Source organism: Micromonospora sp. CA-240977, assembly GCF_050942285.1.
Lineage (GTDB): Bacteria > Actinomycetota > Actinomycetes > Mycobacteriales > Micromonosporaceae > Micromonospora.
In genome coordinates, this window is sequence record NZ_CP192055.1 from 7483029 (window position 1) to 7497805 (window position 14777).

General features: G+C 71.9%; 15 protein-coding genes. 9 read left to right on the forward strand and 6 right to left on the reverse strand.

Annotated features, from left to right (window positions below; genetic code table 11):
- The gene (locus tag ACQPWW_RS34175) at positions 1–759 is read left to right on the forward strand and encodes an LppU/SCO3897 family protein (RefSeq protein ID WP_433127903.1); all 759 of its coding nucleotides are present in this window, start codon (positions 1–3) and stop codon (positions 757–759) included.
- 135 nt (positions 760–894) lie between these two features.
- Positions 895–2136: an AAA family ATPase gene (locus ACQPWW_RS34180; RefSeq protein ID WP_433127904.1), complete on the forward strand. Its 1242-nt coding sequence runs from the start codon at positions 895–897 to the stop codon at positions 2134–2136.
- Between the two features lie 24 nt (positions 2137–2160).
- Here ACQPWW_RS34180 and ACQPWW_RS34185 read toward each other — a convergent pair whose 3' ends face one another.
- A complete protein-coding gene (locus ACQPWW_RS34185) occupies positions 2161–2709 on the reverse strand; it encodes a GNAT family N-acetyltransferase (RefSeq protein WP_433127905.1) in 549 nt (182 codons plus the stop codon).
- A 132-nt stretch (positions 2710–2841) separates the two neighbouring features.
- Here ACQPWW_RS34185 and ACQPWW_RS34190 point away from each other — a divergent pair, with 132 nt between their 5' ends.
- The gene (locus ACQPWW_RS34190) at positions 2842–3387 is read left to right on the forward strand and encodes a DoxX family protein (RefSeq protein ID WP_433127906.1); all 546 of its coding nucleotides are present in this window, start codon (positions 2842–2844) and stop codon (positions 3385–3387) included.
- Positions 3388–3602: 215 nt separating this feature from the next.
- Complete coding sequence (locus ACQPWW_RS34195) at positions 3603–5048, forward strand: glycosyltransferase 87 family protein (protein ID WP_433127907.1); 1446 nt, start codon at positions 3603–3605, stop codon at positions 5046–5048.
- A gap of 4 nt (positions 5049–5052) precedes the next feature.
- Here ACQPWW_RS34195 and ACQPWW_RS34200 read toward each other — a convergent pair whose 3' ends face one another.
- The 5 genes from ACQPWW_RS34200 to ACQPWW_RS34220 all read right to left on the reverse strand — a co-directional run bounded on the left by ACQPWW_RS34200 (position 5053) and on the right by ACQPWW_RS34220 (position 8494).
- Entirely contained in the window at positions 5053–5481 is a 429-nt protein-coding gene (locus ACQPWW_RS34200) for a molybdenum cofactor biosynthesis protein MoaE (RefSeq protein WP_357411229.1), read from the reverse strand.
- Positions 5478–6734 (reverse strand): molybdopterin molybdotransferase MoeA, encoded by a 1257-nt coding sequence (locus tag ACQPWW_RS34205; RefSeq protein ID WP_433127908.1) that lies wholly within the window; start codon positions 6732–6734, stop codon positions 5478–5480. The genes ACQPWW_RS34200 and ACQPWW_RS34205 overlap by 4 nt, the downstream gene beginning before the upstream one ends.
- A gap of 74 nt (positions 6735–6808) precedes the next feature.
- Positions 6809–7279 carry a MogA/MoaB family molybdenum cofactor biosynthesis protein gene (locus tag ACQPWW_RS34210; protein ID WP_433127909.1) on the reverse strand — a complete coding sequence of 157 codons (471 nt, stop codon included), beginning with the start codon at positions 7277–7279 and terminating at the stop codon, positions 6809–6811.
- Positions 7276–7767: a cyclic pyranopterin monophosphate synthase MoaC gene (gene moaC, locus ACQPWW_RS34215; RefSeq protein WP_433127910.1), complete on the reverse strand. Its 492-nt coding sequence runs from the start codon at positions 7765–7767 to the stop codon at positions 7276–7278. Before moaC ends, ACQPWW_RS34210 begins: the two co-directional genes overlap by 4 nt.
- Positions 7768–8317: 550 nt before the next feature.
- The gene (locus ACQPWW_RS34220) at positions 8318–8494 is read right to left on the reverse strand and encodes a hypothetical protein (RefSeq protein ID WP_433127911.1); all 177 of its coding nucleotides are present in this window, start codon (positions 8492–8494) and stop codon (positions 8318–8320) included.
- 493 nt (positions 8495–8987) lie between these two features.
- On the opposite strand from ACQPWW_RS34220, the gene ACQPWW_RS34225 reads away from it, so the two are divergent.
- The 5 genes from ACQPWW_RS34225 to ACQPWW_RS34245 all read left to right on the forward strand — a co-directional run bounded on the left by ACQPWW_RS34225 (position 8988) and on the right by ACQPWW_RS34245 (position 14773).
- A complete protein-coding gene (locus ACQPWW_RS34225) occupies positions 8988–11504 on the forward strand; it encodes a putative bifunctional diguanylate cyclase/phosphodiesterase (RefSeq protein WP_433127912.1) in 2517 nt (838 codons plus the stop codon).
- A 66-nt stretch (positions 11505–11570) separates the two neighbouring features.
- Complete coding sequence (locus ACQPWW_RS34230; RefSeq protein ID WP_433127913.1) at positions 11571–12917, forward strand: glycosyltransferase family 87 protein; 1347 nt, start codon at positions 11571–11573, stop codon at positions 12915–12917.
- A 41-nt stretch (positions 12918–12958) separates the two neighbouring features.
- Positions 12959–13591, forward strand: a complete 633-nt coding sequence (locus ACQPWW_RS34235; protein WP_433127914.1) for a phosphoribosyltransferase — start codon at positions 12959–12961, stop codon at positions 13589–13591.
- Positions 13592–13613: 22 nt separating this feature from the next.
- The gene (locus ACQPWW_RS34240) at positions 13614–13991 is read left to right on the forward strand and encodes a zf-TFIIB domain-containing protein (protein WP_433127915.1); all 378 of its coding nucleotides are present in this window, start codon (positions 13614–13616) and stop codon (positions 13989–13991) included.
- Between the two features lie 104 nt (positions 13992–14095).
- Positions 14096–14773, forward strand: a complete 678-nt coding sequence (locus ACQPWW_RS34245) for a maleylpyruvate isomerase N-terminal domain-containing protein (protein WP_433127916.1) — start codon at positions 14096–14098, stop codon at positions 14771–14773.
- Positions 14774–14777: the final 4 nt, after the last annotated feature.

The window sequence follows — 14777 nt, forward strand, 5'->3', positions numbered from 1 at the left end:
ATGACGACCTACGGACCAGCGGGCTCCGATCAGCCGGACGACCCGTACCAGCGCCCGCCCACCGACCCCGACGGCCCGCCAGCGGTCGACCCGACAGTGCCGCAGTGGGGCGCCCCGCCGCCCGCCGAAGATCCGACCAGGCAGCAGTGGGGCCCGCCGCCGCCCGCCGCGACGCCGCCCGCCGCACCGGGGTGGGGCCCGCCGCCGTCCTCCGGTCCGGGCTACCCGCCACCCGGGCCGTTCCCACCGGCCGGGCCGATGCCGGGTCAGCCGCCCGCACCGTGGGGACAGCCGCCGCCCGGCGGTTACGGTATGCCACCCGTCGCACCGGTACGGAAGACCGGCCGCAACGTCGCCCTCATCGTCGCGCTGGTGGTGCTGCTCGTGCTCTGCCCGTGCCTCGGCCTGGCCGGTTGGGCGGTCTGGAGGGTCGCCGACGCCGCCGACGACACGCGCACGCCGTCGACGAGCGCGCCGGTCGTCCCGCCGGCCCTGCCCACCGACGCGCCGAGGTCGGCCCCGCCGACGCCGGACGACGAGGTCGCCACTGGCGACTGCGTGGTGAACGAGGGCACCGACCAGGAGGCGGAGTTGCGCAAGGTGCCGTGCGGCCCGGACACCTATCAGGTGTTGCTGCGGATCGCGGCGACCACCGACGCGGACCGGTGCGAGTCGCTGGCACCCCAGGCGAACGCGACCTACGTGCACGACAACTCGGTGGACCTGTTCGACTACGTGCTGTGCCTGCGGAAGCGGTAGTCCGATTACGAAAACTAGGGCTGTCTAGCGTGGACGCTAGACAGCCCTAGTTTCTTGTCGACGGTCTCGACACGCCGATAGCCCCATCTATCCATGTCTAGCCCCGCAGCTAGACGGCCCGATACTCTGCGATGCGTGGATCCGGTCCGCAACCCGTACGCGCCGGGCGCCGGCCAGCGTCCGCCCGAACTCGCCGGGCGGGGGCGGGAGCTGGACGTCTTCGACATCGTGCTCGAACGCATCGCACGGGGACGACCCGAACGCAGCCTGATGCTCACCGGGCTGCGTGGCGTCGGCAAGACGGTTCTGCTCAACACCCTCCGGTCGCAGGCGATCAACCACCTCTGGGGCAGCGGCAAGATCGAGGCACGACCGGACCAGTCGTTGCGCCGCCCGGTCGCCGCCGCGCTGCACATGGCGGTCCGGGAGCTGGCGCCCCGACACCGCGCACCCGACCGGATCGACGCGTTCCTCGGCGTCCTCAAGGCGTTCGCCCAACGGTCCACCCCGACCGGCCGGGCCGGCGCCACCCCGAAGCTGCGCGACCGGTGGCAACCCGGCATCGACGTGCCGGCGGCCAGCGGCCGGGCCGACTCCGGCGACATCGAGATCGACCTTGTCGAGCTGCTCAGTGACGCCGCCGCGGTGGCCAGTGACGTCGGCACCGGCATCGCGATCTTCATCGACGAGATGCAGGATCTCGGCCCGGAGGACGTGTCGGCACTCTGCGCGGCCTGCCACGAGCTGTCCCAACTCGGCGCGCCGCTGATCGTCGTCGGCGCCGGCCTCCCGCACCTGCCGGCGGTGCTCAGCGCCGCCAAGTCGTACTCCGAACGGCTGTTCCGCTACCAACGCATCGACCGGCTCGACCGGATCGCGGCCGACCAGGCACTCTGCGCACCCGCCGAGCGCGAGGACGTCGAGTACGAGCAGAAGGCACTCGACCTGCTCTACGAGAAGTCCGGCGGCTATCCGTACTTCGTCCAGGCGTACGGCAAGGCGACCTGGGACCACGCGCCGCGCTCGCCGATCACCGCGGCGGACGTACGGGTCGCCGCACCCGAGGCGGAAGCCGAACTGGCGGTCGGTTTCTTCGGCTCCCGGTTCGAGCGGGCCACCCCCGCCGAACGCGAGTACATGCGGGCGATGGCCATGATGTCCGCGGTCGAGGACGAGTCCGGGGCGGTGATCCGCGACGACATGGACGCCGCGGTGCCCACCGCGGAGATCGCCCGGGCCCTCGGCCGCAAGCCCGCCAGCCTCTCCCCGGCGCGGGACGCGCTGATCAAGAAAGGGCTGATCTACTCCGGCGAGCGGGGCACTGTCGCGTTCACGGTGCCGCACTTCGGCAGGTACCTGCGCACCCAGCCGGCCTGACCGCCGACCGGGTCGTGGACGCGGTCAGACCTTCGACCAGGGCGCCGGAAAGAGCACCTCACCGCGGGGCGGGGGACCCTCCTCGCTGGTGGACGGCGGCAGCACCAACGCCTGCCAGGGCTCACCGAGACCGGCCCACGGACTGGTCAGGCCCAGCTCCGCCGCGGCGCTGAAGCCGAACCGGCGGTAGAACGCCGGGTCGCCGAGGACCACGACCAGCCGCTCACCCAGCTCGGTGGACGCGTCCAGGGCCGCCTGCACGACCGCGGTGCCGTGCCCGACGCGCTGTCGGTGTGGCGCGACCGCCACCGGACCGAGCGCCAGGGCGGGCACGTCCGCGCCCCGCTCCGGCCGCACCCGCACCCGGGTGAGCAGCGCGTACCCGACCACCTCGCCCCCGTACTCGGCGACCATCGCGAGCTGCGGCAACCAGGCGGCGGTGCCGCGCAACTCGTCGACCAGGCTCACCTCCGGCGGCGTCGCCACGTCGGGGCGGGCGAAAGCGGTGGCCAGCACGCGGCGGAGCGGACCGGCGTCGGCCGGGTCCTCGGGGCGTAGCCGCAGCGTGGTCACCCGCGCGACGTTACCCGCCGCGGCCGGTCCATCCGTGGCTGTCGCTCGAATCGGCGTGGCGACGTGTATGAACACCGATCCGATCCGACCGTTGCCGGGGTAGCAAACGCCGCGACGGGGTATGACTGATCCATGACGCCCGTACGCTCCCTCGCCCGCGCCATGTTGAGCGGCATCTTCGTGGTCAGCGGGTATCGCAACTTCCGCAACCCGGCCCGGCTGGCGCAGGCCGCCGCACCGGTCACCGACAAGGTCGCGCCACTGTTGAAGAAGGCGCACCCGAGCTTCCCCACCGACACCGAGACGCTGATCCGACTCAACGCCGCGGTGCAGGTCAGCGCCGGGGTGATGCTGGCCACCGGGCGGTTCAGTCGACCCGCCGCGCTGGTCCTCGCCGGCACGCTGGTGCCGGTGACCATCGCCGGGCATCCCTTCTGGAACAACGACGACCCGATCGCCAAGAACAACAACCAGATTCACGCCCTGAAGAACCTCGGTCTCCTCGGCGGTCTGCTGTTGGCCGCCGCCGACACCGGTGGCAAGCCTGGTCTGCGCTGGCGGACCGGTCACCGCATCGGCCACTCTCGACGTTCCATGCAGCGCGCCGTCCGAACCGCCCGCCGAGAAGCCCGGATCGCCGTCCGGTCCGCGTCCACGGCACGTCGACTGCCCGGCTGACCTGCATCGATGCCTCTCCGCGCCATCCCCACCCCCCGCTAAGGCCGCGAATTACCTGAACCACCCGGTAGGCGTTAACGCGGTGGAAATGTCAAAAACATGTGTGGGATCGGACACGGTCGCATAACGCGGGAGGCACTGACGTGAGGCGCCGTTCTAGGCTCCGTGCAGGACCTGGACGGGTAGGACGACCTTGGTATGGGGGTGGCCACGCCATGCCGACGGCTGTCGGTAGTCGGGCGGACCGCCTCGCCCCAATCCAACGCGTGACGCGTCGGATCGATCGCAAGAACGTCGTACGGGGCGCCATCGTGGCCGCCGTCGCCTACGCCGCATGGCTCGCCATCGGCGCGTTCGGGCGTCCGTACAACTTCTTCGACATGAAGATCTACCACGGTGCCGTGGTGTGGTGGGCGAGCGGTCATGAGCTCTACGAGTTCATCGCGCCCGGCACCACCCTCGGTTTCACCTACCCGCCGTTCGGCGGGCTGGTCATGCTGCCGATGGCGCAGCTTCCGATCGACGCCGCCGGCATGGTCAACGCCGTCGCCAGCATCGCCGCGCTGGCGCTGGTGCTGGCCGGGCTGCTCCGCCCCATCGTGGACCGGCTGGGGTGGCCACTGTGGTTCACGGTGGCCGTGGCGGTGCCGCTCGCGGTCGCCATCGAGCCAGGTCGGGAGACGCTCGGCTACGGCCAGGTCAACATCCTGCTGTTCGCGTTGATCATGGCTGATCTGATCGGCCTGCGCTGGCGCTCCCGCCGGGGCACCCACTACGCCGCGACGGACGGCCCCCTCCTGCGCTTCCTCTACGGCGGAGCCTGGGCCGGCGCCGGCATCGGCCTGGCCACCGCGGTCAAGCTCACCCCGGCGCTCTTCATCGCCTACCTGCTGATCACCCGCCAGTGGCGGGTGGCGGCCACCGCGATCGGCACCGCGATCGGCGTGACGGTGGCGACCTTCGCGATCGTCGGTGACGAGTCGCGGACGTACTTCGGCAGCGTGCTCTGGCAGACGGAGCGGGTCGGCGCGGCGGACATGACGCCGAACCAGTCACTCGCCGGCCTGCTCGCCCGCCTGTACGACTCGATCGAGACCCCCGGGCTGCTCTGGCTCGCCTTCTCGGTGCTGGTCCTGGCGCTGGGCCTGTCCCGGGCGGCCAGCTCCCGCGCCGACGGGGACGAGTTGACCGCGTTCACACTTGTCGGCCTCACCGCGAACGTGATCAGCCCGATCTCCTGGACGCACCACCTGGTCTGGGTGATCCCGGCGATCATCGTGCTGGCCGACGCCGCCGTGCGCCGCCGGGAGGCGAGCCGGACGATGCCACCGCGCGCCGGCCAGGGGCCCGTGTTCGGAGGGGTGCCCGGGGTCAACGGGCTCCGGCCGCCGATCTGGTACCCGACGCTGACCGGGCTCCGGCACGGTGGCGCCGCGATCGGGCTCTACCTGCTCTTCCTGATCTCCCCGATCTGGCCGTACGAGCACCAGCTGCCGGAGATGTCGCACTACCAGGACGGTCTCTTCGGAGCCCTGATGGAAAACTCGCTCGCGCTCGCGCTCATCGTGCTGGTCGCCGCGCTGCCCTGGCGTCCGGGCGCGGAGCCGGCGTTCTACGGCGACCGGCTCGCCCGGACCATGGCGGTCAACGGCCGCCGCTGAGCGGTCAGGGGCAGTTGACCCATTCCTCGGTGCCATCGGTGAAGACCTGCCGCTTCCAGATCGGTAGGCGCGCCTTGGCCTCGTCGACGAGCCGGGCGCAGGCCGCGAAGGCCGCCGCCCGGTGCGCCGTGCTCACCGCGGCGACGAGCGCCACGTCACCGATCGCCAGGGGGCCGACCCGGTGCGAGACCGCCACCGCGTAGACGTCGGGCTCCGCGGCGATCTCGGCGGCCACCTCGCGCAGCACCTGCGCGGCACTCGGGTGGCCCTCGTATTCCAGGCTGGTGACCTGCCGACCGTGATCGTGGTCGCGGACCACGCCCTGGAAGGAGACCACGGCGCCGGCCCGACGGTCGGCGACCGCCGCCTCGTGGGTGGCGAGGTCGAGCGGCTGATCGGTGATCTCACCGAAGGTGATCGTCGGCGCGGTCATGACGAACGCTCCCCAGGTAGCAGCGGCAACGGCACGATGGGCACCCGGTCGCCCTGCTCGCCTTTGGTGCCGGGCCGGATGACGGCGAACCCGTCCGCGCCGGCCAGGCCACGCAGCATCGCCGAGCCGACGTGGCGCACCGGGGACGCGGTCCCGGCGGCCCGGTCCAGTCGGACGAGGGCCAGGTGGGTGTGGTCCCCGCGGCCGGGCACCGCCTCGGCCAACGTGGCGTGCGGCAGCACCGGCATCGAGCGGCCCTGGAGGCCGGCGAGCAGCGGCGCGACAAGCGACACCAGCGCGACGATGGCGGACTGCGGGTTGCCCGGCAGCCCGGCCACGAACCGGACCCGCCCGTCGTGGCCGGCCAGCCGGGCCAGCAGCATCGGGAAACCCGGGCGGACCGCCACCGTGTTGACCACGTAGTCGGCGCCGAGCGCCTCCAGGGTCGGGTGCAGGTGGTCGACCGGGCCGTTCATCGTGCCACCGGTGGTGCAGACCAGGTCGGCACTGGCCAGCGCCGAACGCAGCGCCGCCACGTGCGCGGGCAGTGTGTCGGCCACCGGGCCGACCACGTCCGATGGGCGGATCTGGCAGCCGTAGCGCCGCAGCCACGCCGGCACGGCAGGACCCAGCGCGTCGCGGACCCGACCGGCCGCAGGCGGGCCCGCGGTCAGCAACTCGTCGCCGAAGACCAGCAGCGCGGCGCGCGGCGCCCGCCGGACCCGCAGCGTGTCGTGCCCGCAGGAGGCGGCCAGGCCGATCACCGCCGGGTCGACCGGCGTGCCGACCGGCAACAGCTCCTCATCGGCGTACGCCTCCTCGCCGGGCTCGCGCCACTCCGGCGTCTCCCGGGGTACGCCGCTGACCAGACCGTCGACAGTCGTGGACTCCTCCACCCGCAGCACGGCGGTGGCGCCCTCGGGCACCATGGCCCCGGTCGCGATCTCGACGGTCGTGTGGTCCTCGGTGAGCGGCGCGGGGGTGCTGCCGGCCAACACCCGGCCGACGATGCGCCACGGGCTGCCGCCGCGCACCGCCCAGCCGTCCACGCTGGAGGTGGGGAAGGCGGGCAGGTCGGTGCGGGTGGTCAACGGCTCGGCCAGGGTCGACCCGTCGATGTCGGCGAGTGGTCGGGCGAGGGCGGGCAGCGCGGCGGCCAGACCGACCGCGTAGACCCGCGACCGCGCCTCCTCCCACTCGGCTGGCGGAGGTGCGGCGGTCCGATCCGCTGTGGGTGCGGTTTCCGTGCTCACCGGCCGAGCCTATCGGCACGGACCGACACCCGTCCGAGCCTGGCGTGGACCGGCCGGTGGTCTCCGCCTCCGATTCAGTGGTCTCCGCCGCGAAGCTGGTCGACGGTGTGCCCGAGGATCGGCCCGAGCACGGCCAACCCGTCCCGGGCGCCACCGGTCGAGCCGGGCAGGTTGACCACCAGCATCCGGCCGGCGACCCCGGCCAGGCCGCGGGAGAGCACCGAGGTCGGCACCCGGTCGCGGCTGTGCGCGCGGATCGCCTCGGCGATGCCGGGGATCTCGTAGTCCAGCAGGCCCCGGGTGACGTCCGGGGTGCGATCCGTCGGGGTCACCCCGGTGCCACCGCTGGTCAGCACCACGTCGACACCGTCGGCGCGGGCGGCGAGCACTGCCGCGCCGACCGGCTCGCCGTCGGGCACCACCACCGGCTCGTCGACCTGGCATCCCAGCTCGCGCAGGCCGGCCACGAGCAGCGGACCGCTGGTGTCGGCGTAGACGCCGGCCGAGGCCCGGTTGGACGCGACGATCACCCGGGCCCGGATCACGGCCGGTCCTCCGGCCGGACCCACTCGCCGGTCTTGCCGCCCTCCTTGCGCAGCACCCGGACCGCCTCCACCGAGGCCGCCGGGTCGACCGCCTTGACCATGTCGATCAGGGCGAGACCGGCGACGGCGACCGCCGTGAGGGCCTCCATCTCCACCCCCGTGCGGTCCGCCGTGCGGGCGGTGGCCGTGATCTCCACGGTGTCGGCGGTCAACCGCAGGTCGACAGTGACGCCGTGCAGGGCGATCGGGTGGCACAGCGGGATCAGGTCGGGGGTGCGCTTCGCGCCCATGATCCCGGCCAGCCGACCGACCGCCAACGCGTCGCCCTTGGGCAGCCCGTCGCGGTGCAGCAGGTCGATGACCTCGGGTGTGGTCCGCAAACGGCCGGCCGCGACGGCCAACCGGCCCGTCACGGCCTTGTCGGAGACGTCGACCATGCGGGCCGCGCCGGCGCGGTCGACGTGGCTGAGCTGCGCGGGTTCGGTCACGGCCGTGAGCCTATCGGTGCGGTACGACGGCGTTCGGAAGGAGCGGTGTCGCGCTGACCGCCGCGCCGGGTGCCGACGGCGCACCTGTCGAACGCCGATCCCTTTCACCGACCCGCCGCCGAGGGTTGCCGGGGACCCGCGCCGTTCAGGCAGTTCGACGCTCTGCGGCCAGGGTTGCGTCAGCAGCCGTCAGCGCTTCCCGACCGCGTTCCGTTCCAGCGCCAAGCAAAAGACGTTGACCCGCTCCGGTCCGCAACGAGTCGATAGCCGTTACGTTGGCGTTCGATGGCACCGTGACCGCTCGGGAAACCTCGATAGTCCAGCGCAGATTGGCCGCATTAGCCACAGCTGATCGCGGTGGGCAATCGGCCCATAACTCATCGACGAGGTCGTCCAATGTCACCAGCCGACCGGGCTGCACTGTGCGCATCCCGAAGATTGGCTGCCACTTGGGGCGTACCGAGGCGCAGCATGCGGGTAGACAGTTGCACCGAAAGGTCGCCCACAACCCGAATCCCCACCGGTTCCCTGTTCCTGCCCTGCCACGTACTCAGTCGATCACGCAACGATGCCTACGATGCTCTTCGGTGACGTGCTGCTCACTGACGAAGGAGATGGCTGTTGGTGACTTCAGGATTACCGTGAGGAGGGCCGCTTGATTGCCTATCCGCAGCTGCACCGTGTCGGCGGCAAGTTGCATCGGCACGGGCCGGGACGCAAATTCCACGTCGTCGCCCTTGATCCTCGCCGACTGACACCTTTACCCCGCCTGCCCGACACCCCGGACGCGTCAACTCTGCCCACGCCGCCTTCACGCCTGTCCAAACTCCGGATGAGGCAACTCCCGGCTACCGCGGACCTAGCGAATAACGCGACCGTCACCTCGTCGGATACCGTCTGCAGTTACTCGCTGTCCCACGAATCCAACGCAGGCGAGTTCGACCGCACTCCGTTCAGCAGCGATGGACAGAACGTCACAAAAGGCCTCCATCTTGGCTAATGTTGCGCATACCGACATTTATTCTTTCTAAGCCGCCAATCCTTCTCTTAAGCTGCCTTTCCGAGGAAGACCTCCCGTTTGGAAGGTCCTCGAATTGGCTTAGCGAGAAGGGGGCAACGCGATGCGCGGCAGCGAGTGGAACTGACCCCTCGACTGGGGACGTGCACGAGCCTCGAGCGGTAGGCTACGAGCACGGCAGAGGCAGGCCTTCGGGAGTGGCATGACCCTTCCTCAGCGACGAGAGATTGAGACCGATCGGCGGCTACGGCTGCTCGTCGGTCTCGTCGTCGTTGTAGCGACTATCATCACGGCCACGTCACTACCGGTCGCGGCACGCTCGGCGATGACCGCCACGCCGACCGACATCGCGATCCTCGTCGCGCTCACCATCGCCATCGCGCTGGGAACCCTGGTCAAGGCGAGAGTACGAATCCGGTCCACCACCCACTCGATCAGTTGGACCGAGGCCGCGATCATCATCGGCCTCGCCATCGCTCCGGCCCAGTCGGTGGTCCTCTGCACCGCAGTGGGCATCACCTTCGCCTCGCTCCGGCTGCCGCCGATCAAGATGGCCTTCAGTGTGGGCAAGAACGTCATTGTGGCCTGGGGTGCCGGCATCACGCTGGCAATGACGACCTGGACCTGGCCACCGGAGAGCACCGTCGCCCTGATAGTGCCGGTGGCTGCCTCGTACCTGGTCGCGGCACTGCTGGACGACCTGCTGGCCATCCCGGTCATCGCGCTGGCCTCCTCCACCAAGATTTCCAAGCAGTTCCGGACCAACCTCGACCTCCGACTCGCCGGCTTCGCCGTGCGGTTCATCGTGGCGGTCTGCACGCTGCTGATCCTCGACGCGAACTTCAAACTCCTGTTGGCCATTCCGCCACTCGTGCTCAGCCTGCACCTGGCCTACTCCACAAGAATCCGTTCCCGGACCGAACAGCAGGCGTGGCAGCGCCTCGCCCGCACCACCGACGCGCTCAACGTTGTCGACCTCGACACCGTCCTCACCACCGCCGTCACCCAGGCCGCCGAGCTGTTCTCCGCCGACGAGGTCGAGATCGAGCTGCGCGACGGCGACCGTGCCGTGCGCGGCGGCACCGGCGGCATCACCTTCGACGGCCCCATCGGCAAGCCCACCGACGTGGACGGCACCGTCGTCCCCACCCCGCTCGAAGGGCACGACCGCACCGTCGACGTCGGCGTGCTACGACTGCGCTTCCGCGGCCCGGTGCAGCTCTCCGAACGGGAGCAGTACACGCTGCGCACGTTCGCCTCCGCGCTCTGCACGGCCGTGCGCAACGCCCAGGCGTACGCCGAACTGGCCCGGGTGGCCAACGAACACGCGTACGCAGCCGCCCACGACGCGCTGACCGGGCTGGCCAACCGCCGGCACCTCCTCGACGAGGGCACCGAGCAGTTGAGCGCCCGCCACGCCGACGGGGTGACCGCACTGGTGCTGATCGACCTCAACCACTTCAAGGAGGTCAACGACACCCTCGGTCACGCCGCCGGCGACCAGGTGCTGGTGCAGGTCGCCGACCGGTTACGGGGCGCCGCGCAGGCGAGCGACCTGGTGGCCCGCCTCGGCGGCGACGAGTTCGCCGTACTCCTGCGCGGGCTGCCGGCCCCGGCGGTGGCCGCGCACCGGGCCGAGTCGCTGCTCGCCGCTCTGCACGAGCCGTTCGAGCTGGACGGCATGCGGATCAGCGTCGAGGCCAGCGGCGGCATCTCCGTCGCCCCGGCCAGCGGTGGCATGGCCGAGCTGTTGCGCCGCGCCGACGTGGCCATGTACCAGGCGAAGCGTGCCGGGCAGAGAATCTCCACCTACGCCACGACCCGGGACACCGCTGACCTGGGTCGACTCGCGCTCGGCGGTGACCTGCCCCGGGCGGTCGCCGACCACGAGTTCATCGTCAACTTCCAACCGATCGTCGACCTGGGCACCGGCGAGGTGACAAGCGCGGAGGCGTTGGCCCGCTGGCGGCACCCCACCCACGGCATGATCGACCCGCTGCGCTTCCTGGAGGCGGTGGAACGGTCCGGTCTGCTGCCGGCCTTCGCCGAAGCGATCCTCGACCAGGCGCTGATCGCGGCCGGCACCTGGCGGGACGCCGGCTTCGACGTACCGGTCGCGGTAAACGTGTCCCCCCGCAGCCTCCTCGACGCGCGGTTCCCCGGCTCGGTGCTGGCCCGCCTGCGCGCCCACGACCTCCCGGCGGACCGGCTGGTGCTGGAGTTGACCGAGACGCTGACGCTCAGCCAACTCGACGTGGTCGACCGCGTGCTCAGCCGGCTCCGTGACGAGGGCGTCCGGTTGGCGCTTGACGACTTCGGCACCGGCTACTCCTCGCTCTCGCTCCTCTCCCGCATCCCGGTGCACGAGTTGAAGATCGACCGAAGCTTCGTGACGACGATGGAAAGCTCCGCGGAGGCCGCCGCCGTCATCCGCTCCACCCTCGACCTGGGTCGCAGTCTCAACCTGGCGGTGGTGGCCGAGGGGGTGGAGAGCGAGCCGCAACGGCGGGCCCTCTGGGAGTTGGGCTGCGTCGCCGGCCAGGGCCACCTGTTCGCGCGGCCGGTGCCCGCCGGCACCCTCCTCGCGGCGATGCAGCGTGGCTCCGGCGGGCGTCCCGGCGCCCTCGTGGCGCCCCTGCACGACGCCGGCGCGGTGATCCGGTTGAGCCAGAACCGCCGCCAGCCCGGCCGTGCGCGCCTCCCGCACCTGCCCGCCTGAGCGGCACCGGCCGACCGCGCCACACGGTCCGGTGCAGGTACGACCCCGTCTGCCAGACTGGCGCCCGTGATCGCCGACGCCCCGACCGCCCGCCGCCGTCCCTGGCCCTGGCCCTGGCGGACGCTCGACACCGCCGCCGGCGGACTCGCCGTCGACCTCGGCCTCTACGCCGTCTCGACCATCTTCGCCGCGATCACCGCTGTCACGTCGACCCTGCTGCCGCACCGGGCGTGGGGCGCGGTCGCCGCCGTCGGGTACCTGGTCGCGACGCTGGCGGTGATCACCCAACTCCTGCTGCGCCGGCACCGCCCGACCGCGCGGCTGGCCGGCCCGGGAGCCCGCTGGACGATCACCGGTCTCACCTGGGCGAGCACCGCGCTACTGCCCCTGCTCTGGCAGAGCATCGACCGGGCCAACGGACGCACCGACCGGGCACAGGAGGAGGTGCTGGTCGTGGAGCACGCCGGCACCCGCCTCCTGGAGCACGGCACGCCGTACCTCGGACCCGACGCGATCGCCGCCCTGCCCCCCGCCGAGCAACTGCTCGGCTACACCCCGTACCAACCCGGCATGGCGATCTTCGGCCTGCCCCGGGCCCTGATCGACACCTGGTGGACCGACTCCCGGGTCTGGTTCGCGGTCGGCACCCTGCTGGCGCTCGCCGTGGCCGTCGCCGCCCTGCGCGCCACACCGGCCACCGCCCTCCCCGCCCAGCAGGCTCACCGGCGAGACGCCGCGCTGCTGCGCGGCGTGCAGGCCGCCACCGTACTGCCCATCTGCGCCCTCACCCTCGCCACCGGCGGCGACGACCTCCCCGTACTCGCGCTCTGCCTGCTGGCCCTCGCCCTCGCCGCCACCGACCGACCCGGCCGGGCCGGCCTCGCGATCGGGGTGGCCGGCGCGCTGAAGCTCTTCGCCTGGCCGGTGGCGCTGGTCCTGATCGTCTGGGGCCTGACCCGACGCGCCGGCACCCGGGTCGCCGCCGGCGCGATCGGCCTGCCCGTCGCCGCCCTGATCCCCGCGATGCTCGTCGACAGCGACGCGCTCACCGAGAACGTGCTGCGCTTCCCCCTCGGCCACGGCCTGGTCACCAGCCCCGCGCAGTCCCCCTTCCCCGGCCACCTGATCGCCACCGCGCTCCCCGCCGGCCGGCTCGTCGCCGCCGCGCTGCTCGTCGCCGCCGGCGTGGCCATCGCCGTCCGGCTCGCCCGCCGCCCACCCCGCACCGCCGTCGCCACGACGCTGATCTGCGGGTACGGGCTCCTCGCCGCCATCGCCCTGATGCCCTCGACCCGCTTCGGCTATCTGCTCTACCCGATGGCCCTGCTCACCTGGGCACCCGCCCTGCACCGCCCGGTCGACACGCCGACCACAGCGCTTCCCGACCTGTCCGCTCGGACCACATCGGCGTAACTGCTGGGCGCGACGGCCCGCCAGGGCGTAGACCTGAAGGCATGACGACGTACCGCGACCGGGCCGACGCGGGCCGGGTGCTCTCCGAGCGGCTCACCGCACTCGTCGGCGACCCGGACGTGGTCGTCCTCGGCCTCGTCCGTGGCGGCGTACCGGTCGCCCAGGTCGTCGCCGAACGACTCGGCGCACCACTGGACGTGCTTGTCGTCCGCAAGCTCGGCATGCCGTGGGCCCGGGAGGTCGCCTTCGGCGCGCTCGGGCCAGGCGGTGTCCAGGTGCTCAACGACGCGGTCGCCAGCCGACTCAGCAGCGACGACATCGCCGAGGTCAGCCAACGGGAGCAGGCCGAACTGACCCGACGGGAGCGGCTCTACCGAGGCGGCCGCGCACAGTTGGACCTCACCGGACGGACCGCGCTGATCATCGACGACGGCCTGGCCACCGGTGCGACCGCCCGCGCCGCCGTGGAGGTCGTCCGCCAACTCGGGGCACACCGGGTAGTGGTCGCCGTCCCGGTCGGCGCACAGGAGGCGTACGAACTGGTCGCCGCAGAGGCGGACCAGGTCATCTGTGCCCAACGCCCACCGGACTTCGGCGCGGTGAGCGTCTACTACGAGGACTTCCACGAGGTGTCCGACGAAGAAGTCACCGAAGCGCTCACAGCAACCGCTTAGGTCGACCAGGTACCGTCGGGCGATGAGTAGTCTCACCTGTCCCAAGTGTCACGGAGAAATGCGTCAGTACGAGCGCAGCGGCGTCGTGATCGACCAGTGCGGGGAGTGCCGAGGCATCTTCCTGGACCGCGGCGAGTTGGAGAAGCTGTTCGAGGCGGAGGCCAACTGGAGCCGCCAACAGACCGGTGGTGCGCCGCCACAACCCAGCCACCAGCCGGCCGGCTACCCGCCGCCGCCCCCGCCTCCGCACCAGCCCGGATACGGTGCCGTCCCGCCGCCGCCTCCGCCCGGCTACCCGCCGGCGCCGGCCTACGGCCACCAGCAACAGCAGCACCACGGCTACCACGGGCACTACCGGCAGAAGAAGCGCAAGGGCTTCCTCGACGAGATGTTCGGCTGAGCCGAGACTGACAACCGGCCCGGGTCGATCACGCGTCGACCCGGGCACACCGCCCACCCGTCAGACGGTTGGCGGGCGCGGTGGTCCGTGCGAGGCTGCATCGCATGACCGCGTTCCGGCCGGCCGAGGCGCTGGCCCAGGCGTACGACGGGATCACCGCGGTGGTCGGCGACCTGGACGACGCCGGCCTACAACGGGCCACCCGCTGCCCGGGCTGGCTGGTCGCGGACCTGCTCCTGCACGTCCTCGGCGATGCCCAGCGGGCGCTTGTCACACTCGCCAGCCCCGTCGACGGCCCCGCCGACGTCGATGATGTCAGCTACTGGCGCGACTTTCCGGCCGGCGACGACGAGAGCGCCCGGCACGCCTGGTGGGTCCGCCGGTCTGCCGCCGCCTTCGACAGTCCCACCGCGATCGTCACCCTCTGGCGGGACACCGCCCCGGCGGCGGTCCGCGCCGCCTGGTCAGCCAACCCCGAGGGGTACGTGACCACGCAGGGGCACGTGCTGCGCGTACCCGATTTCCTCGCCACCCTGACCACCGAGGCTGTCGTCCACCACCTGGACCTGACGCTGGAACTGCCCGACGCGCCGCCTCCCGGCCCGCTGGCGGTACGCGTCGCGGTGGCCACCATGGACGGGCTGCTCAGCGACGACGCCGTCCGACCGGCCGCCTGGGACGACAACGAATTCCTGCTGAAGGCCACCGGGCGCGTTCCGCTGACCGATCGGGACCGGCTGGAGCTTGGCGAGTCGGCGGGCTGGTTCCCGCTGCTCGGCTGACCCG